This window comes from Phycicoccus endophyticus, from assembly GCF_011326735.1.
Lineage (GTDB): Bacteria > Actinomycetota > Actinomycetes > Actinomycetales > Dermatophilaceae > Phycicoccus > Phycicoccus endophyticus.
Window position 1 is genome coordinate 14,921 of the sequence record NZ_JAANCN010000007.1, and the last position, 20,065, is coordinate 34,985.

Here is a 20,065-nt window from a genome sequence, read left to right on the forward strand (position 1 = left end):
GGGCTCAGCCGCCGAGACGCTCGCGCAGCAGGTCGAGCTCGCGCCCGATCGCGGCGTCGATCGGACCCGCGGCCGCGCGCTCGATCCGGCCGCCGACGAGCGGCACGGTGGCCTTGAGCTCGGCGTCGAGCAGCTCGAGCGAGCCCGCGCCGTCGCCCTCGAGCCGCAGGGTGCCCTTGAGGGTGAGGGGGGCGCCCTGGACGTGGAGGTCGACGCTCGCCTGCCGGGCCCCACCGGGCTCCGGCGCGCCCCAGTCGTAGACCTCGACGACGGTGAGGGTGTCACCGACGAAGGAGCGGGCGACGTCGGGCAGGCCGTCGGCCGGCAGCTCGCGCGCGGTCCGCACCCGGTGGCCGAGGGCGTGCTCGCTCACCTCCACCTCGTACCGTCCGCCCGCGGTGGTCGCCTCGCACTTGGCGTGCTGGAAGCCGGCGTCGGTGAGCACGGCGTAGACCTGCTGCGCGGTGGCGGCCAGCTGCTCGCGGCGGGTGAGTCGCACGGGTCGTCCTTCGCTCGGGGCCTGGAGCGGCGATCCTACGGCGGGTGTCCGCCGCTCGGCCGGTCGTGGACGGCGGACGGGTCCCGGGTGGAGGATCCGCTGCGTGCCACCTGCCCACGGCGCCCCCGAGCCCGGCCACCCCTCCGCCCAGTCGCCCTCCCCGCTGCTCGACCCGGCGAGCACGAGCGCGGCGCCCCCGCCCGAGCCGGACCGGCGCCACCTGCCGCTCGACGTCTCCGGCCTGCCGGTCGTGCCCGTGCGTGCCCCGCAGGGGGCCCCGAACGTGCTGCTCGTCGTCGTCGACGACATGGGCTTCGGCGCCTCCTCGCCCTACGGCGGCCCGGTCCACATGCCGACGGCGGAGCGGCTCGCGGCCGGCGGCCTGCGCTACAGCCGCTTCCACGTCACCTCCTTGTGCTCGCCGACCCGCCAGGCGCTGCTCACCGGCCGCAACCACCACTCGGTCGGCATGGGGGTGACCTCGGAGATGGCGACGAGCGAGCCGGGGTACCACGGGTTCCGGCCCCGCAGCGCGGGCACCCTCGCCCAGGTGCTCGCCGGGAACGGGTACTCGACGGCCGCCTTCGGCAAGTGGCACCAGACCCCGCCGGTCGAGGTCACCCCGTCGGGGCCGTTCACCCGGTGGCCGACGGGTGAGGGGTTCGGCACGTTCTACGGGTTCCTCGGGGCCGAGATGAACCACTGGTACCCCCAGCTGTACGCCGGGACCTCGCCCTACGAGCCGGAGCGCACCCCGCAGGAGGGCTACCACCTCACCGAGGACCTGCTCGACCAGGCCGTCACCTGGGTGCGCACCCAGACCACGCTCACCCCGGACCGGCCCTTCTTCTGCTACCTGGCCCTCGGGGCGACGCACGCGCCCTTCCACGTCGCGCCGGAGTGGATCGAGCGCTACCGCGGCCGCTTCGACGCCGGCTGGGACGCGATGCGCGAGGAGATCCTCGCTCGCCAGCAGCAGCTCGGTGTCGTCCCCGAGGGCACGAGCCTCGCCCCGTGGGCCGACGGGGTGCCCCACTGGGACGAGCTCGACGACGCCGGACGGCGGGTGGCCGTGCGGCTCATGGAGACCTACGCCGGCTTCGCCGAGCACGCCGACCGCCAGGTGGGCCGGCTCGTCGACGCCCTCGAGGAGGCGGGGGCGCTGGAGAACACCCTCGTCCTCTACCTGCTCGGGGACAACGGCGCCTCGGGGGAGGGCGGCCTCGAGGGCACCGTGCGCGAGCACCTCGTCGGCCACGGCATCGCCGACGACGTCGCCGACATGGACGCCCGGCTCGACGAGATCGGCTCCCCGTCGACCTACGGCATGTACCCCGTCGGCTGGGCGCTCGCGATGAACACCCCCTACCAGTGGACCAAGCAGGTGGCCTCGCACTTCGGCGGCACGCGCGACGGGCTCGTCGTGCACTGGCCGGCGGGCTTCGCCGCCCGCGGCGAGGTCCGCGACCAGTTCCACCACGTCATCGACATCCTCCCGACCGTCTGCGAGGCCGCGGGTGTGCCGCTGCCCGAGACCGTCGAGGGGGTGCTCCAGCAGCCGGTCGAGGGGGTCTCGATGGGCTACAGCTTCGACGCGCCCGCGGCGGCGGACCGCCGCCGCACCCAGTACTTCGAGATGGTCGGCAACCGGGGCATCTACCACGAGGGCTGGACGGCGGTGGCCCGGCACGGTCGGCCGTGGCGGATGACCGAGGCGCCCCGGCCGTTCGAGGACGACCCGTGGGAGCTCTACGACACGACGGCGGACTGGTCGCAGTCGCGCGACCTCGCCGGGAGCGACCCGCAGCGGCTCGCGGCGCTACGCGAGGTCTTCGTCGAGGAGGCCGCGCGCCACCACGTCTTCCCGCTGGACGACCGGGTCACCGAGCGGGAGAACCCCGAGCTCGCCGGCCGCTTCGACCTCCACCACGGGCGCCGGCGGATGGTGTTCGGCCCGACGACGCGCCGGCTGTCGGAGGAGGCGGCGCCGAACGTCAAGAACCGTTCCCACCGGGTGAGCGTCGAGCTGGACCTTCCGCACAGCCATCTGCCACCGCAGGCCTCGGGCGGGGTCCTCGTCGCCCAGGGCGGCCGGTTCGGCGGGTGGTCCTTCTACCTGCTCGACGGGCGGCCCTGCTACGCCTACAACCGCTACGGGCGCGACCTGACCGTGGTGCGCTCGCGCACGGTCGTGCGCCCCGGCGCGCACACCCTCGCGATGGACTTCGTCTACGACGGCGGCCCGCCGGGCAGCGGGGCCCGGGTGAGCCTGCTCGTCGACGGCACCGTCGTCGGGGAGGGCCGGCTGGCCGCCACGACGGCCTACTACTTCGCGTTCGACGAGACCTTCAACGTCGGCGTCGACCGGGGCAGCCCGGTCGTCGACGACTACCCCCCGCTGCGGAACGCGTTCACCGGCCGGATCGACAAGGTGGTGGTCGACCTCGAGCCCGGCGCCCCCCTGGCCCCCGAGGAGCGGGCGGCACTCGCGGCCCGGCTGGCCGACTGAGGCTCACCCGCGCCGGAGGGCGTCGGAGAGGGTCGTGAGCCGGGCGGCCGAGGCGCGCAGCTCGTCGAGGACGAAGTCCCGCCGGCGCCGGTGCTGGGCCAGGAGGAGGTCGAGCTCACCCTGGAGCCGCACGGCGCGTTCGCGGCGTCCGGCGTCGGTGGCCTCGTCGGCCTCCCCCCGCACCCCGTAGCCGGGCACGACCCGCCCGTCGCGCAGCTCGAGGCCGGCGGTGGCCGCCCGCTCGTGCAGCGCCCGGCCTCGGGCGTGCAGCTCGGAGAGGTCGCCGGCACGGTCCTGCAGGAGGCGGGCGACCCGCTCGAGCTCGGTGGCCGCCGACGTCGTCGCCTCGGCCAGGTCCGCACCCCGGCGGCGGGTGTGCACCGAGACCCGTCCGGCCCAGCCCTCACCGAGGTCGGCGAGCGCCGTGGCCAGGGGCGGCGCGCTGGCACCGAGGCGCCGCCCGGCGGCGGCGAGGGTCGAGGCGGCGGCGGCGAACGAGCCGGGGTCGCCCGGGACGACGCTCATCGGGGGACCTGCCGGTCCCGCTCGGCGCCGGCCGCGGGCGCGCCGGCCCCGGCGTACGGCGCGAGCGCCAGAGCCACCTCGTCCGCGGTCTCGGTCAGCGCCCGCAGGCTGTCGGCGACCTGGTCCAGCCAGTCGTCGAGCACGCGCTGCGGCCGTGGCTCGCCGGTGACGACGAGGCTCGCCAGGACGTCCTCCTCGGCCTCGGCGAGCAGGGCCCGCAGGGCGTCGAGGTGGGCCGCGACGGAGCGGGCGGAGGCCGGTTCGGGTCCGGAGGGCACCGCCCCACGGTAGCCGCCGCACCGGTCGGCGGCGGGGCGTTCCCCACAGGGCGGCAGGCGAGCGCCGTGACCGCCGACGGGGTGGATGCCCTCACCCGGCGCGAGGGTGGCTAGGCTCGGCCACGGACACGAGGACGTGGCCCACCGCGTTCGCGGTGCCACCCGCGACGAAGGAGTGCGAGCGCCCCATGCCGACCGGCCCGGTCACCCCCCGCGAGGAGATCCTCGCGCCGATCGTTCGGGCCTACGAGGAGCTCGCGCCCGACGGCTGGGGGAGCGAGTTCGTCGAGCGGTACTTCCGGCACACCCCCCTCGACGAGCTCGCGGCGCGCCCGCCCGAGGTCTTCGCCGGCGTCGCCCACAGCCACCTGCAGCTCGCCCGGCACCGGCCGCCCGGCACGGCGAACGTGCGGGTGTACAACCCGACGACCGAGACCGACGGGTGGTCCAACCCGCGCACGGTCCTGCAGGTCGTCACCGACGACATGCCCTTCCTCGTCGACTCGGTCACCGGGGCGCTCGTGCAGGCGGGCATCGACATCCACCTCGTCGTCCACCCCCAGCTCGTCGTCGAGCGGGACGCCGTGGGCGAGCTGAAGGCGGTCGCCGACCGCGACATCACCAAGGGCTTCCGCTCGGGGGCCGTCGGCGAGCTCGCCGAGTCGTGGATGCTGCTCTCCATCGACCGCGAGGGCGACGAGGAGCGCCGCGAGGGTCTCGAGCGGACCATCCGTGGCGTGCTCGAGGACGTCCGGCAGGCGGTCGAGGACTGGCCGAAGATGCGCAGCCGCTGCCTCGTGCTCGCCGCGGAGCTCGAAGGCGCGCCGCCGAGCGGGCTCGGCCCGGACGAGGTCGTCCGCGCGACCCGCTTCCTGCGCTGGATGGCCGACAACCACTTCACCTTCCTCGGCTACCGCGAGTACACCCTCGAGGGCACCCCGCAGGGGGAGGTCATCGCCCCGGTCACCGGCACCGGTCTCGGCCTGCTGCGGGCCGACCCCCCGCTCGGGGTCGCCCCCGACGTCCTCAGCCCGGAGGCCTCGGCCATCGCCCACCGGCCCGAGCTGCTCGTGCTGACCAAGGCGAACTCGACCTCGACGGTGCACCGCGTCGCGCACCTGGACTACGTGGGCGTCAAGGTCTACGACGGGCGGGGCGAGGTCGTCGGGGAGCGCCGCTTCCTCGGGCTGTACGCCTCGACGGCCTACACCGAGTCCGTCACGCGGGTGCCGGTCGTCGCCGAGAAGGTCCAGGCGGTCCTGGAGCGCTCCGGGCTCGCGCTCGACAGCCACACCGGCAAGGACCTGCTCGAGACGCTCGAGAAGTTCCCGCGCGACGAGCTCTTCCAGGCATCCGTCGACCAGATCTACGAGACGGCCATCGCGGTCACCCAGCTCCAGGAGCGCCGGCGCACCAAGCTCTTCGTGCGCGAGGACGAGTTCGGCCGGTACGTCTCGTGCCTCGTGTTCATCCCGCGCGACCGCTACAACACCGCCGTGCGGCTGCGGATGGCCGACATCCTCACCGAGGCCTTCGGCGGCAGCGAGGTCGAGTTCGCCGCCCGGGTCAGCGAGTCGGCGCTCGCCCGGCTGCAGTTCGTCGTCCGGGTGGCCAAGGGCGGCCGTATCCGCACCCTGGACCGTGAGCAGCGCGAGGCCCTCGAGCGCCGGCTTGTCGAGACGAGCCGCACCTGGTCCGACCGGCTCGGCGACGCCCTCGACGCGGCGTACGGCGAGGAGGCCGGCGACCGGCTCATGGACCGGTTCGGGCGTGCCTTCCCGACCGCCTACGAGGAGTCCTTCACGGTGAGCCAGGGGGTGGCCGACATCAGCCACCTCGACCGGCTCGGCCCCGAGCAGGGCACGAGCGTGGCGCTCTACCGGCCGCTTCAGGCCCCCGACGAGATCCGCCGCTTCAAGCTCTTCCGCGTCGAGCCGCTCTCGCTGACGCACATCCTGCCGATCTTCACCGACATGGGCGTCGAGGTCGTCGACGAGCAGCCCTTCGAGGTGCAGCGCTCCGACGGTGCCGCCCTCCACGTGTACGACTTCGGCCTGCGCGTCCCGGACTGTGCGGTGTGGGAGGCCTGCCCGCACGAGCGGCTGCGCGAGCTGTTCGAGGGTGCCGTCGCCGCGGTGTGGGACCGGCGGGCGGAGTCCGACGGCTTCAACCGGCTCGTCCTCGGCGCGCAGCTGACCTGGCGGCAGGTGGTCATCCTGCGCACGGTCGCCAAGTACCTGCGCCAGGCCCGGGCCACGTACTCCCAGAGCTACCTCGAGGACGCGCTCGTCGCCCATCCGCAGGTCGCCCGCGACCTCGTCACCGTGTGGGAGACCCGCTTCGACCCCGACCGGCACGCCGACGACGAGGACGGGCGCGCGGCCCGCGCCGAGGCCGAGGAGGAGGTCGCCCAGCGGGTGCTCGACGCCCTCGAGCAGGTCTCCAGCCTCGACCACGACCGGATCATCCGGGCCTTCCTCGGGGTGGTCCGGGCCGGGCTGCGTACGAACTACTACCAGCCCGGGCGCGAGGGCGGGGAGTACCACGGGTACGTCTCGCTCAAGCTCGACCCGCGGGCGGTGCCGGACCTGCCCGCCCCGCGGCCCCAGTTCGAGATCTTTGTCTACAGCCCACGGGTCGAGGGCGTGCACCTGCGCTTCGGCCCGGTGGCCCGCGGCGGGCTGCGCTGGAGCGACCGGCGCGAGGACTTCCGCACCGAGATCCTCGGCCTGGTCAAGGCACAGATGGTCAAGAACGCCGTCATCGTGCCCACCGGCTCCAAGGGCGGCTTCTACGCCAAGGCGCTGCCGGACCCGGCTCTCGAGCGCGAGGCCTGGCTCGCGGAGGGCCAGGAGGCCTACCGCACCTTCATCCGCGGGCTGCTCGACGTCACCGACAACCGGGTCTCCGGGGAGGTCGTCGCGCCCGAGCGGGTCGTGCGGCACGACGGCGACGACCCCTACCTCGTCGTCGCCGCCGACAAGGGCACCGCGACCTTCTCCGACCTCGCCAACGGGGTCGCCCAGTCCTACGGGTTCTGGCTCGACGACGCGTTCGCCTCCGGTGGCTCGGCCGGCTACGACCACAAGGCGATGGGGATCACCGCCCGGGGGGCGTGGGAGTCGGTCAAGCGGCACTTCCGCGAGATGGGGCGCGACACCCAGACCGAGGACCTCACCGTCGTCGGGGTCGGCGACATGAGCGGGGACGTCTTCGGCAACGGGATGCTCCTCTCCGAGCACATCCGCCTGGTCGCCGCCTTCGACCACCGGCACGTGTTCGTCGACCCGGCGCCGGACGCCGCGGCCTCCTTCGCCGAGCGCCGCCGGCTCTTCGAGCTGCCGCGCAGCTCGTGGGACGACTACGACCGCTCACTGGTCAGCGAGGGCGGCGGCGTCTTCGCGCGGTCACTGAAGTCGGTGCGGGTCACCCCGCAGATGCGCGAGGCGCTCGGCATCGATGACGGCGTGACGACGATGACCCCGGCCGAGCTGATCCACGCCATCCTGCTCGCACCGGCGGACCTGCTGTGGAACGGCGGGATCGGCACCTACGTCAAGGCCTCGAGCGAGGAGCACCTCGAGATCGGCGACCGGGCCAACGACGCGATCCGGGTCGACGGACGCCAGCTGCGGGTCAAGGTCGTCGGCGAGGGCGGCAACCTCGGCCTCTCCCAGCTCGGCCGGATCGAGGCCGCCTTCCACGGGGTGCGGGTCAACACCGACGCCATCGACAACTCGGCGGGGGTGGACACCTCCGACCACGAGGTGAACATCAAGATCCTCCTCCAGGACGTCGTGCGGGCGGGCGGGCTGGACACGCCCGAGCGCAACGAGCTGCTCGCGTCGATGACCGACGACGTCGCCGAGCACGTGCTGCGGGACAACTACGAGCAGAATGTGCTCCTCGGCAACGCCCGGGCCCAGGAGCACGCCATGGTCAGCGTGCACGAGCGGTTCATGCACTGGCTCGAGCAGCGCCGGCTGCTCGACCGGGCCCTGGAGTTCCTGCCCTCGGACGCCGAGCTCGAGAAGCGCCACCACGACGGGCTCGGGCTGAAGAGCCCGGAGTTCTCGGTGCTCGTCGCCTACGCCAAGCTCGCGCTCAAGGAGGACATCCTCGCCAGCACCATCCCCGACGACCCGTACTTCGCGGGGACGCTCGCCGAGTACTTCCCGCCGCCCCTGCGCGAGCGGTACGCCGCGGAGCTCGCCGAGCACCCGCTGCGCCGCGAGATCGTCACGAACGCGCTCGTCAACTCCATGGTCAACCGGGGCGGGATCACCTTCGCCTACCGGGCCCAGGAGGAGGCCGGGGCCGCCCCCGAGCAGGTCGCCCGGGCGTTCGTCGTGGCCCGCGAGGTCTTCGGGCTGGCCGACTACGTGCGGGCCGTCGAGGAGCTCGACAACCGGGTGCCGACCTCCGCGCAGACCGAGCTCTACCTCGAGTTCCGTCGGCTGCTGGACCGCACCGTGCGCTGGTTCCTCTCCGCGCGGCCCTCGCAGCTGGACATCGGCGCCGAGGTGGACCGGTTCGCCGGGGTGGTCCACGAGCTCGCCCCCGAGGTGCCCGGCCTGCTGCGGGGCGAGGAGCGCGAGCGCCTCGACGCGCGGGCGGCCGAGCTCGAGGAGGCGGGTGTGCCGGCCGAGCTGGCGGTGCGCTCGGCCTCGCTGCTCGACCAGTACTCGCTGCTCGACATCGTCGACATCGCCACGGACACCGGCCGCGCCCCGACGGACGTGGCACCGCTGTACTACCTGCTCAGCGAGCGGTTCGGCATCGACGCGATGCTCGGGAAGGTCACCCTGCTGCCACGGGAGGACCGCTGGGACGCCCTGGCCCGCGGCGCGCTGCGCGACGACCTGTACGCCGTGCTGGAGAGCCTGACCCGTTCGGTGCTCGAGAGCGCCGCGGGCAGCGACGCCGCCGACGACGACCCGGCGGCGCAGTACGCGGTGTGGGAGGCGAGCAACGAGGAGTCCGTGGAGCGGGCCACCTCGGCGCTCTCGGGCGTGCTGCGGCTGGAGCGGCCGAACATCGCGGCGCTCTCGGTGGCGCTGCGGACGCTGCGCTCGGTGATCCGGGTCGGTACCTCCGCCTGAGCCCGGTGACCTAGGCTTCGCGGGGTGAGCACGCTGGCCGAGATGCTGCGCGAGACGGCCGACCTGCAGCCCGCGGAGTCGGAGTGGCTCCACCTGCTCGTCGGCGACTGGCAGCTCGTGGCCGACCTGTCCTTCGCCGACCTCGTCCTGTGGGTGCGCGGCGGCCTCGACGGCTGGCGCGCCGTCGCGCACGTGCGCCCCAACACCGGCCCGATGGTCTTCTACGACGACATCGTCGGGCGCACCTCGACCCGCTCGCGGGCGGCGATGCTCGACGACGCGGCCCGCGAGCGGCGCCTGGTCACGGCGCCCTCGCCGATGGTGCGCGAGGACATGTCGGTGCGCGAGGACGCCGTGCCGGTCGTCCACGAGGGGCGGGTCGTCGCCGTGGTCACCCGGCACGCCAACCTCACCGGCGGGCGCACCCCGAGCCGGCTGGAGCTGACCTACCACGAGCTCGCCGACGCGATCCTCACGATGGTCGCCACGGGCGAGTTCCCGCCGACCTCGGCGCCGACCGGGCTGCGGCGCGGCGCCCCGCGGGTCGGGGACGGCGTCATCCACCTCGACGCCGAGGGCGTCATCCGCTACGCGAGCCCGAACGCGGTCTCGGCGGTGCACCGGATGGGGCACGTCGGCGACGTCGTCGGGGAGACCCTGGCCAAGATCGTCACCGACCTCGTCGCCGCGGGGGAGCGGCAGGTCGACGAGACGCTCGCGGTCGTCGTCATGGGGCGCGCGTCGTGGCGGACCGAGGTCGAGACCGCCTCGGCGACGGTGACGATGCGGGCGGTCCCGCTGACCCGTGGTGGGGTGCGCCAGGGGGCGATGATCCTCCTGCGCGACGTCTCCGAGCTGCGTCGGCGCGAGCAGGAGCTGCTGACCAAGGACGCGACGATCCGTGAGATCCACCACCGGGTGAAGAACAACCTGCAGACGGTGGCGGCGCTGCTGCGGCTGCAGGGGCGGCGGGTGCCGGAGGAGAACGCCAAGGCCGCGCTCGAGGAGGCCGTGCGCCGGGTCGCGACGATCGCGCTCGTCCACGAGACCCTCTCGACCGGGTTCGACGAGACGGTGAGCTTCGACGAGATCGCGCTGCGGGGGCTGCGGGCGGTCGTCGAGGTCGCGACCCGTGAGCACCACGTCGACAGCCGCTTCGAAGGGACGTTCGGACGGGTGCGCGCCGAGGACGCGACGGCGCTGGCGATGGTGATGTCCGAGCTCGTGCAGAACGCCGTCGAGCACGGGCTCGCCGACCGGGACGGCACGGTCGTGGTGCGCGTGGAACGCCGGCCGATGGAGGGCGGGGACGACCTCACGGTCTCGGTGACCGACGACGGGGCGGGGCTGCCGGCGGGCTTCCGGCCGGGGCTGGCCGGGCTGGGCACCCGGATCGTCACCTCGTTCGTGCAGGACCTGCGCGGGCGGATCCGGTGGGAGAACGTCGAGCCGCGCGGGACGCGGGTGGAGTTCGTCGCGCGGCTGCGGCCGCTGCGGTGAGGGGCGGGTGCCCGGTGGTCAGCCGGCGCGGCGGGCGCGGGCGTTGCGGCGCTTGAGCGCGCGGCGCTCGTCCTCGGACATGCCGCCCCAGACGCCGGCGTCCTGACCGGACTCGATGGCCCACTTCAGGCAGGTGTCGATGACCTCGCAGCGCCGGCAGACGGCCTTGGCCTCCTCGATCTGAGCGATCGCCGGGCCGGTGTTCCCGATGGGGAAGAACAGCTCGGGGTCCTCGTCGAGGCAGGCAGCGCGGTCGCGCCAGTCCATGGATGGTGCTCCTTGGTCGGGGTGGTGCAGGAAGTCAGGTCGACACCGGGCGGGAGGGCGAGTGCACGGTCGTCAGGGGCGGGTGCGCCGTTGCAGCCCTATGTGACGGACGTGTAACGCGCAAACGTCCGCAGCGTTACTCTACCGTGACCGACCCAATCCGGCCAGACCTTCGGGCGCGGCGCGCGGAGGGAGATCGGGTCGGCGGTGTTCACCGAGGGACAACGGCCGGGTGGGCCGGCTGTGTTCCCGGGCGCTGTCCTAGGCTTCCGGCGTGCCCCCCACCTCGCCGAACGCCGCCGCTCCCACGCCCCGGGGACCGCGCGTGGTCGCCGCCGCGGCGTGCGTCGTCGAGGCGCTGGCCCTGGCCGGGTTCGCGGCCTTCTACCTCTACGAGCTGGCCCGGGGGGAGGGCAGCGACGCCGCCCGGGTGGCGATGTCGGCGGTGACCATCCTCCTCGGCGCGGCGGGGCTCGCGGCGCTGGCCCGCGGCTGGCTGGGCGCGGCCCGGTGGCCGCGGACCCCGACGGTCGTCGTCAACCTGCTCCTGCTGCCCGTCGGGGTCTCGCTGCTCCAGGCGGGCCGGCCCGTGCTCGGCGTGGTCGTGCTGGCGCTCGCCGTGGTGGCTCTCGGGGCGACGGTCGCCGCTCGGGTGCCCGACCCCGGCGGCGGGGACCCGAGCTGAGGGTCTGGACCGCGGACGGCCGGCTCATCGACGGCTCGGATCTCCAGGGCTGACCGCCGAGGGGCCCTCCTCGTCGGTGAGGACCTGCAGGAGTGCGGAGCCGGAGTCGAGGACGAGGACGCCTCGGCCCGGCGGGCCCGGGTCGGCGGGCAGCGCGGCGCGGGCCAGCCCCAGCAGGTGCCCGTCGTCCTGGCGGGGCCGGAGGAGAAGGCCCCGGCGTTCCCGGGCGGCCCGGGCGTCCAGGCCCCGCAGGCGGGAGGCGAGGGCCGTGCTCGAGCCGGCGACGACCATCGCCCCACCGTCGCGGTGGAGCAGCTCGGTGATCTCCTCGAGGACCGGCCGCACCGGTGCGTCGTCGAGCCGGTCGGCGTCGTCGACGAGGACGAGCAGACCGGGGTGGCGCCGGCGCAGCGCCACGAGCCGATCGACGTCCCCGGCGGTGACCGCGTCGTCGACAGATGGCCACGTCGGCGGGGCCGAGGGGTCGGGGCAGACACACACGAGCGGCTGGCCCACGAGGGCGGCGGACCGGGCCAGGGTGCGCAGGGCGGTGCTGCGTCCCGAGCCGGGCGGGCCGGCGAGCAGGAGTAGCCGGCCGTCGCGCTCCGGTGACCAGGCCCACGGCTCGGCGCTCGGCCCGGTGAGCCCGAGCAGCCAGCCCGGCGCGGTGGGGGCCTGGAGGACCTCGCGACGCAGCACCCGCCGCGGAAGCGCACGGTAGGTCCACGGCGCGGCACCGGGGGCACCGCCGGCGAGGGGACGCGACCCGTCCGCCGGGGTGAGCACGACCTGCAGCTCGCAGCCGTCCCGTGCGAGGACCCCGCGCCCGGGAGTGGGGCTCGTCCCGACGTCGGTCAGGGGGGTGCCGAGCAGGGCGGCGTCCAGCGGGTCGCGCGGCCCCAGGAGGAGTGCCTCGCCGCCCAGCCCCGCCCACCGCGGGCGCAGCAGGTCGCGACCGCCGGCCACGGCCACGAGGGCGCGTGCGTCGCGCACGAGCCGGGCCACCCGTTCGCCCGCAGGCGTCACTGCGTGGGTGTCGTCCTCGAGCCGGTCGAGGCCGTCGACGACGAGCAGCGCGAGGGGCGCGTCCTCTCCCCGGGCGGCGTGCTCGAGGTGGTCGAGGACGGCCCCGACGGCGGCCTGGTCCTCGGTGGGGGCCACGGTGCCGACGTGAGGCAGTGCCCGCAGGTCCGCCAGGGCTCCCCCGAGGACCTGGACGTGCAGCCGGGAGGGCGCGAGCAGCTCGGCCGCTGCGTGGACGAGCGAGCGCAGCGCCTGGGTACGCCCCGAGCGCGCCGGTCCGACGACGCGCCACAGCGGCGTCTGCTCGCTCCAGGCCAGGTGCCGGACCCGCTGGCGGTCCGGGTCGTCGACGAGGGCGACGGTTCCCGGCGGGCACCCGTCGCCCGTCAGCCGCGACGCCAGCGGGGGCAGCCAGGGGCGTCGCGGCGCCGGGCCGGTGTGCACCTGGCGCAGGAGCCGGACGAGGTCGGCGAGACCCTCGGCGTGGTCCGCGCCGGCGGGGCCGAGGACTGCGTCGCGCGAGGCAGGCAGGACGATGACCTGCGGCTCCGCGCTCGGCGCGGGCGTGGCGAGGGCGGCCTGGAACTCGGTGAGGACACCGTCCCCGCCCCGGGCCACCCCCCGCCCGGGGACGTCGGCCGGCAGCAGTGCGGCCCGCTCGTCCTCGACGACGTGCACCGCGTCGCTGCGGTCGCGGACGCGGAAGGCGATCCGCAGGTTGACGTTGGCCTGGACCTGGGCGGTGACCGTGCCGGCCGGCCGCTGCGTGGCCAGGACGAGGTGGAGACCGAGTGAGCGACCCTGCGCCGCGATCCGGACCAGCGCGGTGAGCGCGTCCGGATGCTCGTCGACCAGCGCGCGCAGCTCGTCGACGACGACGACGAGCCGGGGAAGCGCCGGCTCGTCGCTCGGCCACCGACGCGCGGCGGCCTCGAGGTCGGCGGCGCCCAGGCGTGCGAGCAGCTCCTCGCGCCGGCGCAGCTCGGCCTCGAGGGCGCGCAGCACCCGCCGGACGAGCCGGTCGTCGAGGTCGGTGACGAGCCCGACGACGTGCGGCAGCCCGGCACACGGCCCGAACGCCGCGCCTCCCTTGAAGTCCACGAGCAGGAGCGTGAGCTCCTCGGGTGGGGAGTCCAGTGCGAGGCCGGTGACGAGCGTGCGGAGGAACTCCGACTTGCCGGAGCCGGTCGTGCCCCCGACGAGGACGTGCGGTCCGTCCGTTCGAAGGTCGACGACCAGCGGTCCGGACGGGCCGACGCCCACGGTGGCGGTCGGCCCGGCCGCGGCCGCCCAGCGGGCGCGCAACCACCCCGCGTCGTCGCTGCGCAGGCCGAGCAGCTCACCGAGGGAGACCTCGGACGGAAGCGGGCGGGTGCCGGGTCCGCAGGAGCGCAGCGGCGCAAGGGCCCGGGCGAGCCGGTCGCACCACGCCGGCCCGACGCCATCGACCACGACGCTCGTGCCGGGGGGCCCGGCGACGGCCGCCGGGCCCCCGCCGACGTCGACGGCCAGGGCGTGCGGCGGGAGCGCCTCGCGGTGACGGGCCGCAGCGAGGACGAGACCCCCCTCGGCCGCCACCGCGGCGAGCCGCTGCGAGGCACCGGCGGCGGCGGCGTCCGGCGCGACCAGCAGAGGACGGCTCGCCGCCGCACCGTGGTGCGGCAGGAGCGAGAGCCAGGCCCAACCCGGCGCGTCTGCCCCGGCCAGGTGCACGCTGAGGGCCGAGGGAGGCCAGGCAGTGACCAGCTGGCCGACGACCGCGGCGAGTGCGCGGTCGGTGACCTCGCTCGGCCCGACGAACGCGAGCAGCGTGCCCGGGAGGGCCACGGTCACCGGGACTCCGTGGAGTCCGGGCCGGTCGGCGTGGCCCTGGGCGTCGACGACCGTGCAGGCCGACGGGCGGCTCCCGAGGCCCAGGCGGACCGTGGGGTCGCAGCCAGCCGACCACAGCCCCGGACCGCGCCGTTCCGCCCGGCTCAGGACCGCGTGGGGGTCGGGGCAGGCCGCCTGCTCGCGGGCGGCCTCGTGGGCGAGGGCCGCGGCCACCCGCTTCTCGTGGGCGGCCATGGCGACCTCGTGCTGCGCGCACTCGCGCCGGTGGCGCCGGCGGCGACCGATCCGGTCGCTCAGGGCGGTGGCGAGCAGGACGACGGGCCCGAGGACGGCGAACGCAAGGACGTGGGGACCGAGGAAGACCGCGAGCCCGGCCACGACCGGGACCGGCGCCAGGGCGGCCACCCACGGGACCCGCGTGCGGGTCGGCGGGTCCGGGGCCCGGGGGGCGAGCAGCTCCTCGGCGGCTCGCTCCCTCGGCGGCGAGGGCAGCGGGGCGACGGCGACCGTCCCGTCCCCCATCGGGGTCGCGGGGGAGCCCGGGGCGCCGGCCCGCCGGATCCGGAGCGTGCTCGCGCCGACGACCACCGTGGAGGAGGTGTCGATGCTCGTGCGCCCGGTGCGAGGACGGCCGTCGACGAGCACGCCGTTGGTCGCCTCCAGGTCCTCGACGTGGACACCGTGGGCGTCGAGCGCCACCCGGCAGTGGGAGCGGCTCAGGGCCGGGTCCTCGAGACGCAGGCCGGTCGTGGGACCACGGCCCACGGTCATCCCTGGCGGGGACAGCGGGAGAGAGCGGCCCGCGTCGGGTCCGCCGACGACGGCGAGAGAGAGCACGGCGGGCGGGCGGCCCCCTGCGTCGCCCGCCACGCCGGCTCGGTCGGTGACGACGGCGAGGGAGACGCCGTCGAGGAGTGGAGGCAGCCCGAGGGGCACGTCGTCCGCCAGCAGGCGGCCGCCGGCCGCGAGGCCGGGGACCGCGTGCCCGAGGTGCTCGGCGAGGGCGGCCCGCAGGTGTGCGAGGTGCGCGGGGCCGCGCCAGCGCACGACGACGTCCTGCGCCATCGGCCGCCTCCGTGGCACGTGCACGGTCACCCGGATCTCCACGGGGTCGACGCTAGGCGGGGCCGGGAGGTGGGTCGCCGAGTTATCCACAGGCCAGGTCTGCTCGGGGTGCGGGGGACATCGAGGTCCGGTTTGCTGGGCGCCAGCAGGGGGCGTTCTCGCTCCTGGGAAGGGGGACGGCAGGTGGATGCCGTTCGTACGCTGGAGGTCGAGGTCCGCGAGCTCATCCGGCGCTCCGGGCTGGACCCAGCGCGTGACGAGACCGCGGTGCGGCGGCTCGTGCGCGAGGCCGTGACCGACTACGACGAGCGTTCCATGCACGGCGGGCTGCCCGTGTTGCCCGATGTCGATGCCGCATCGAAGTCGTTGTGGGACAGCGTGGCCGGGTTCGGCTTGCTCCAGCAGTACTTCGACGACCCGACGGTCGAGGAGATCTGGGTCAACGAGCCCTCCCGCGTGTTCGTCGCGCGCGACGGCGTCGCGGAGCTCACGACCACCCTGCTCACCCACGACGAGGTGCGTGACCTCGTCGAGCGCATGCTCAAGAGCTCCGGGCGCCGGGTCGACCTCAGCTCGCCCTTCGTCGACGCGGTTCTGCCCGACGGAAGCCGGCTGCACGTCGTCATCCCCGACATCACCCGCGAGCACTGGTACGTCAACATCCGCAAGTTCGTCGTCAAGGCGGACACGATGGAGGACCTCGTGCGGCTCGGCACGGTGAGCGCCCAGGCGGCCCGCTTCCTCGAGGCGGCGGTCGCGGCGGGGCTGAACATCCTCGTCGCCGGGGGCACCCAGGCGGGCAAGACGACGCTGCTGAACTGCCTGGCCTCGGCGATCCCCGCCCGCGAGCGGGTCGTCACGTGCGAGGAGGTCTTCGAGCTGCGGATCCCGCACCGCGACGTGGCGGCCATGCAGTGCCGCCAGCCGTCGCTCGAGGGGACGGGGGAGATCCCGCTGCGCCGGCTCGTCAAGGAGGCCCTGCGCATGCGCCCTTCGCGGATCATCGTCGGGGAGGTCCGCCAGGCCGAGAGCCTCGACCTGCTCATCGCCCTGAACTCCGGCCTCCCCGGGATGTGCACGGTGCACGCCAACAGCGCCCGTGAGGCCGTGACGAAGATGTGCACCCTTCCGCTGCTCGCCGGGGAGAACGTCTCCGCCCGGTTCGTCCTGCCGACGGTGGCCGCCTCCATCGACCTCGTGGTCCATGCCGCCCTCGAGCGGGACGGACGGCGGCGGGTCCGCGAGATCGCCGCCGTCCCGGGTCGGGTCGAAGGTGACGTCGTCGAGATCGCCGACGTCTTCGTCCGCCGTCGCGAGGAGCTGGTGCGCGCCGACGGCTTCCCGCCGCACGCGGAGCGCTTCGAGCGGGCGGGCTACGACGTCGCGGCACTGCTCGCCCAGGGGACGTCGTGACCGGCCTGCTGTCGGGGCTCGGGGTCGGGGTGGGCCTCTTCCTCATCTGGTGGAGCTGCTGGGTGCCCCGGCCCGCCGCGGTGGAGGTCACCCGGGCACGGTCCGGGCCGGTGGCGCGGCTTCGTGACGAGGTCGTCCAGGCCGGGTTCGCCGGGCTCACCGTGCGGGCTCTCCTGCTGGCGTGTGCGATCGCCTTCTTCCTGGTCCTGGCGATCGTCTGGCTGACCGTCGGGGTGGCACCCATCGCGGTGTGCTTCGCCACGATGGCCGGTGGCGCGCCCGTGGCCCTGGTCCGCCGGCGTGCCCGGCGGCGACGGGCGGTGCTGCGCGAGCTGTGGCCGGACGCCGTCGACAACATCACCTCCGCGGTGCGGGCGGGGATGGCCCTGCCCGAGGCCCTCGGGCAGCTGGGGGAGCGCGGCCCGGAGCCGTTGCGCGAGCCGTTCCGCCGCTTCGCCGACGACTACCGGCTCACCGGCCGGTTCTCGGACTGTCTCGACCGGCTCAAGGAGCGGCTCAGCGACCCGGTGGCCGACCGGCTCGTCGAGAGCCTGCGCATCGCCCGTGAGGTGGGTGGTAGCGACCTCGGACGCCTGCTGCGGACCCTCTCCGGGTTCCTGCGCGAGGACGCCAGGACCCGAGCCGAGCTCGAGACCCGTCAGTCGTGGACCGTCAACGCCGCCCGGCTGGCGGTCGCGGCCCCGTGGTTCGTCCTCGTCATGCTCTCGACCCGCCCCGAGTCGGTCGCGGCGTACGCCAGCGTCACCGGCGCGGTCGTGCTGGCGGCGGGAGCGGCCGTCACCGCGGTCGCCTATGCGCTCATGGTGCGCATCGGCCGGCTCCCCGACGAACGTCGGGTCCTGCGGTGAGTGCCGTGGTGCGCGAGGGCGCCCTGCTGGGCTGTCTCGCCGGGCTCGGTCTGCTGCTCGTGTGGACCGGGCTGCCGCGCAACCGTCGCCGCGGGCTGGCCGACCGGGTGCTGCCCTACCTCCGGGACACCCCGCGTCCCTCTCGCCTGCTCGAGGACGACCGGTCCCGGCGGGGGGTCCTGTCCGTCGTCGCCTCGCCGCTCGTCGAGGAGCTGGGCCAGGGGATCGACCGGGTCCTCGGGGGCGCGGCCTCGGTGCGCAGCCGTCAGCTGCGGGCGGGCCTCGTGGCGGACGTCGACCGCTTCCGTGCCGAGCAGGTGCTCTGGGGGCTCGCCGGCGCGGTCGCCGGAGCGGCGACGGGCACGGCGCTCCTGCTCGGGCGCGGCGGCTCGGTGGTCACCGTGCTGCTGCTCACGGGCGTGGGGCTGGGCCTGGCCGTCACCGGGGCCGACTACCTGCTCTCGGCCCGGGCGACCCGGCGCGAGCGCAGGATGCTTGCCGAGTTCCCCACGGTGGCCGAGCTGCTCGCGCTCGCGGTCGGTGCGGGAGAGGGGGCGGTCGGGGCGCTGGAGCGGGTCTGCCGGCTGTCCGAGGGTGAGCTCGCCGACGAGCTACGGCGGTGCCTGGCCGATGCCCGGGCCGGGGCGAACCTGCCCTCGGCGCTGCAGGGCCTCGCCGACCGCACCGGGCTGGCCAGCCTGCGGCGGTTCGTCGACGGCGTCGTCGTCGCCGTCCAGCGCGGGACGCCCCTCGCCGAGGTCCTGCGGGCCCAGGCCCAGGACGTGCGCGAGGAGGGGCGGCGGGCGCTGCTCGAGGCCGGGGGCCGCAAGGAGATCGTCATGATGGTCCCCGTCGTCTTCCTCATCCTCCCGGTCACGGTTCTCTTCCTGCTCTTCCCCGGCTACACCTTCTTCCGCTTCACCCTCTGACCGTGGCTCGTGAAAGGACGACGACCATGAACCTCCTCCGCAGAACCCTGCGCTGCCTGCACCCCGTGGGTGGCCACCGGGACGGACGCCGCGCACGACGACCCGAACGAGGCGACGTGCCCGGCTGGGTGCTGATCACGCTGATGACCGCCGGTCTGGTCACCGTGCTCTGGGCCGTGGCCAAGGAGCAGCTCGTCGCCCTCTTCACCGACGCACTGGCCTCGGTCACGGGCTGAGCATCGGATGTCCGCCGGCCGGCGGGACGAGCGCGGCGCGGCCGTCACCGACTTCGCGATGGTCGCGCCCCTGCTCACCGTCCTCTTCCTCGGGCTCGTGCAGCTCGGTCTCGCGCTGCACGTTCGCAACACGCTCGTCTCGTGTGCCGCGGAAGGAGCGCGGTACGGGGCGCGCGCCGACGCCGTCCCCGGGCAGGGGGTGGCCCGCACGCGCGAGCTCGTGAGCGCCTCCCTCGCCCCGTCCTACGCCCGGTCGGTCACCTCCCGGGAGAGCACGGTCGCGGGGGTCCGGGTCCTCGAGGTCCGGGTGGTCGCGCCCGTCCCCGTCCTCGGGCTCCTCGGACCCGCCGGGCGCTACGACGTGGTGGGCCGCGCGTTCCTGGAGCGGCAGTGAGCCTCCGGCAGCGCCTGCAGCGGGAGGAGTCCGGCTCGGCGGTGGTCGAGCTCGTGACGCTCGGGGTGCTGCTCCTGCTGCCCTTGGTCTACCTCGTCCTCATGCTGGCCCGGGTCCAGGCCGGGGCCTACGCGGTGAGCCAGGCCTCGCGGGAGGCGGGGCGGGCGTACGTCACGGCCCGGTCGGGGGAGGACGCCACCGGGCGGGCCGAAGCCGCCGCCTACGTCGCCTTCCTCGACCAGCGCTTCGAGGACACCGGGACCCTGCGCATCGAGTGCGACGGGGCCCCCTGCCTGCGTCCGGACGGCCGGGTCGGGACGACGGCCACCGTCCAGGTCCCCCTGCCGCTCCTGCCGGCCTTCCTCGAGGACGTTTTGCCCCTGTCGGTCCCCGTCTCCGCGTCGCACGTCTCGACCGTCGACCGGTTCCGGAGCCTGCCGTGAGCCCCGCCACGCGCGAGGCACTGCGCGACGAGCGGGGCACGATCACCCTCTACCTCCTCGGGCTCGTCGTCCTCGCCGTCACCCTCGTGGCCGGGGTCACCGCGGTCACGGCGGCGCACCTGGCCCGGATCCGACTGCTCGACGTCGCCGACGGTGCCGCGCTCGCAGCAGCCGGCGGGCTCGACGACTCCGCCTACACCGCGGGCGTCGGCGAGGCGGTCCCGCTGAGCGAGGAGGCCGTGGCCCGACGCGCGGCCGACTACGTCGCGGGCCACGAGCGGCCGGCCAACGTGCTCGGCTGGCAGCTCGGGCCGGGCACCGGCACCCCCGACGGGCACACCGCCGTCGTCGACCTGACGGGGGAGGCGCGCCTGCCGCTCGTCGGTGGGCTGCTGCGCGACCTCGGGGTGCGGGTGAGCATCCACGTGACCTCCCGCGCCCGCGCCGACGTCGGTCCCTGAGCCGCCTCGGCCGGGGAGACGATCGCGGGGCGGT

General features: G+C 75.2%; 15 protein-coding genes. 10 read left to right on the forward strand and 5 right to left on the reverse strand.

Annotation, left to right across the window (positions count from 1 at the left end; translation table 11 throughout):
* Positions 1-4: 4 nt before the first annotated feature.
* A complete protein-coding gene (locus G8D98_RS09140) occupies positions 5-499 on the reverse strand; it encodes a DUF2505 domain-containing protein (RefSeq protein ID WP_166102047.1) in 495 nt (164 codons plus the stop codon).
* A 103-nt stretch (positions 500-602) separates the two neighbouring features.
* Between G8D98_RS09140 and G8D98_RS09145 the strand changes: the two genes are divergently transcribed.
* The gene (locus G8D98_RS09145) at positions 603-3,008 is read left to right on the forward strand and encodes a sulfatase-like hydrolase/transferase (protein WP_229661758.1); all 2,406 of its coding nucleotides are present in this window, start codon (positions 603-605) and stop codon (positions 3,006-3,008) included.
* 3 nt (positions 3,009-3,011) lie between these two features.
* Here G8D98_RS09145 and G8D98_RS09150 read toward each other — a convergent pair whose 3' ends face one another.
* Both G8D98_RS09150 and G8D98_RS09155 read right to left on the reverse strand, forming a co-directional pair.
* A complete protein-coding gene (locus G8D98_RS09150) occupies positions 3,012-3,533 on the reverse strand; it encodes a hypothetical protein (RefSeq protein WP_166102050.1) in 522 nt (173 codons plus the stop codon).
* A complete protein-coding gene (locus G8D98_RS09155) occupies positions 3,530-3,811 on the reverse strand; it encodes a hypothetical protein (protein WP_166102052.1) in 282 nt (93 codons plus the stop codon). Before G8D98_RS09155 ends, G8D98_RS09150 begins: the two co-directional genes overlap by 4 nt.
* A gap of 188 nt (positions 3,812-3,999) precedes the next feature.
* On the opposite strand from G8D98_RS09155, the gene G8D98_RS09160 reads away from it, so the two are divergent.
* Both G8D98_RS09160 and G8D98_RS09165 read left to right on the forward strand, forming a co-directional pair.
* Positions 4,000-8,913, forward strand: a complete 4,914-nt coding sequence (locus G8D98_RS09160; protein ID WP_166102055.1) for an NAD-glutamate dehydrogenase — start codon at positions 4,000-4,002, stop codon at positions 8,911-8,913.
* 24 nt (positions 8,914-8,937) lie between these two features.
* Positions 8,938-10,413, forward strand: coding sequence for a sensor histidine kinase (locus tag G8D98_RS09165; RefSeq protein WP_166102057.1), 1,476 nt, complete (start codon positions 8,938-8,940; stop codon positions 10,411-10,413).
* 18 nt (positions 10,414-10,431) lie between these two features.
* Here the strand turns inward: G8D98_RS09165 and G8D98_RS09170 are convergent, their stop codons facing one another.
* A complete protein-coding gene (locus G8D98_RS09170; RefSeq protein ID WP_055811177.1) occupies positions 10,432-10,680 on the reverse strand; it encodes a WhiB family transcriptional regulator in 249 nt (82 codons plus the stop codon).
* 274 nt (positions 10,681-10,954) lie between these two features.
* On the opposite strand from G8D98_RS09170, the gene G8D98_RS09175 reads away from it, so the two are divergent.
* Positions 10,955-11,365 (forward strand): hypothetical protein, encoded by a 411-nt coding sequence (locus G8D98_RS09175; RefSeq protein ID WP_229661757.1) that lies wholly within the window; start codon positions 10,955-10,957, stop codon positions 11,363-11,365.
* Between the two features lie 24 nt (positions 11,366-11,389).
* Here G8D98_RS09175 and G8D98_RS09180 read toward each other — a convergent pair whose 3' ends face one another.
* On the reverse strand, positions 11,390-15,328 hold the full coding sequence (locus G8D98_RS09180) for an FtsK/SpoIIIE domain-containing protein (protein ID WP_166102059.1): 3,939 nt from the start codon (positions 15,326-15,328) through the stop codon (positions 11,390-11,392).
* 141 nt (positions 15,329-15,469) lie between these two features.
* Between G8D98_RS09180 and G8D98_RS09185 the strand changes: the two genes are divergently transcribed.
* From G8D98_RS09185 to G8D98_RS09215, 6 genes are all read left to right on the forward strand, one after another.
* A complete protein-coding gene (locus G8D98_RS09185) occupies positions 15,470-16,699 on the forward strand; it encodes a TadA family conjugal transfer-associated ATPase (protein WP_166102062.1) in 1,230 nt (409 codons plus the stop codon).
* Entirely contained in the window at positions 16,696-17,568 is an 873-nt protein-coding gene (locus tag G8D98_RS09190) for a type II secretion system F family protein (protein ID WP_166102065.1), read from the forward strand. The genes G8D98_RS09185 and G8D98_RS09190 overlap by 4 nt, the downstream gene beginning before the upstream one ends.
* Complete coding sequence (locus tag G8D98_RS09195; RefSeq protein WP_166102067.1) at positions 17,565-18,497, forward strand: type II secretion system F family protein; 933 nt, start codon at positions 17,565-17,567, stop codon at positions 18,495-18,497. The genes G8D98_RS09190 and G8D98_RS09195 overlap by 4 nt, the downstream gene beginning before the upstream one ends.
* Before the next feature lie 243 nt (positions 18,498-18,740).
* A complete protein-coding gene (locus tag G8D98_RS09205) occupies positions 18,741-19,127 on the forward strand; it encodes a TadE family protein (RefSeq protein ID WP_166102073.1) in 387 nt (128 codons plus the stop codon).
* Entirely contained in the window at positions 19,124-19,570 is a 447-nt protein-coding gene (locus tag G8D98_RS09210) for a pilus assembly protein (RefSeq protein ID WP_166102075.1), read from the forward strand. The genes G8D98_RS09205 and G8D98_RS09210 overlap by 4 nt, the downstream gene beginning before the upstream one ends.
* Positions 19,567-20,031: a pilus assembly protein TadG-related protein gene (locus tag G8D98_RS09215; protein WP_166102077.1), complete on the forward strand. Its 465-nt coding sequence runs from the start codon at positions 19,567-19,569 to the stop codon at positions 20,029-20,031. Before G8D98_RS09210 ends, G8D98_RS09215 begins: the two co-directional genes overlap by 4 nt.
* Positions 20,032-20,065 lie beyond the last annotated feature (34 nt).

Bases quoted from the DNA above. Each gene is read 5' to 3' on its own strand.
- G8D98_RS09150 (WP_166102050.1), bottom strand. From the start codon at position 3,533: ATGAGCGTCGTCCCGGGCGACCCCGGCTCGTTCGCCGCCGCCGCCTCG.
- G8D98_RS09160 (WP_166102055.1), top strand. From the start codon at position 4,000: ATGCCGACCGGCCCGGTCACCCCCCGCGAGGAGATCCTCGCGCCGATC.
- G8D98_RS09170 (WP_055811177.1), bottom strand. From the start codon at position 10,680: ATGGACTGGCGCGACCGCGCTGCCTGCCTCGACGAGGACCCCGAGCTG.
- G8D98_RS09205 (WP_166102073.1), top strand. From the start codon at position 18,741: ATGTCCGCCGGCCGGCGGGACGAGCGCGGCGCGGCCGTCACCGACTTC.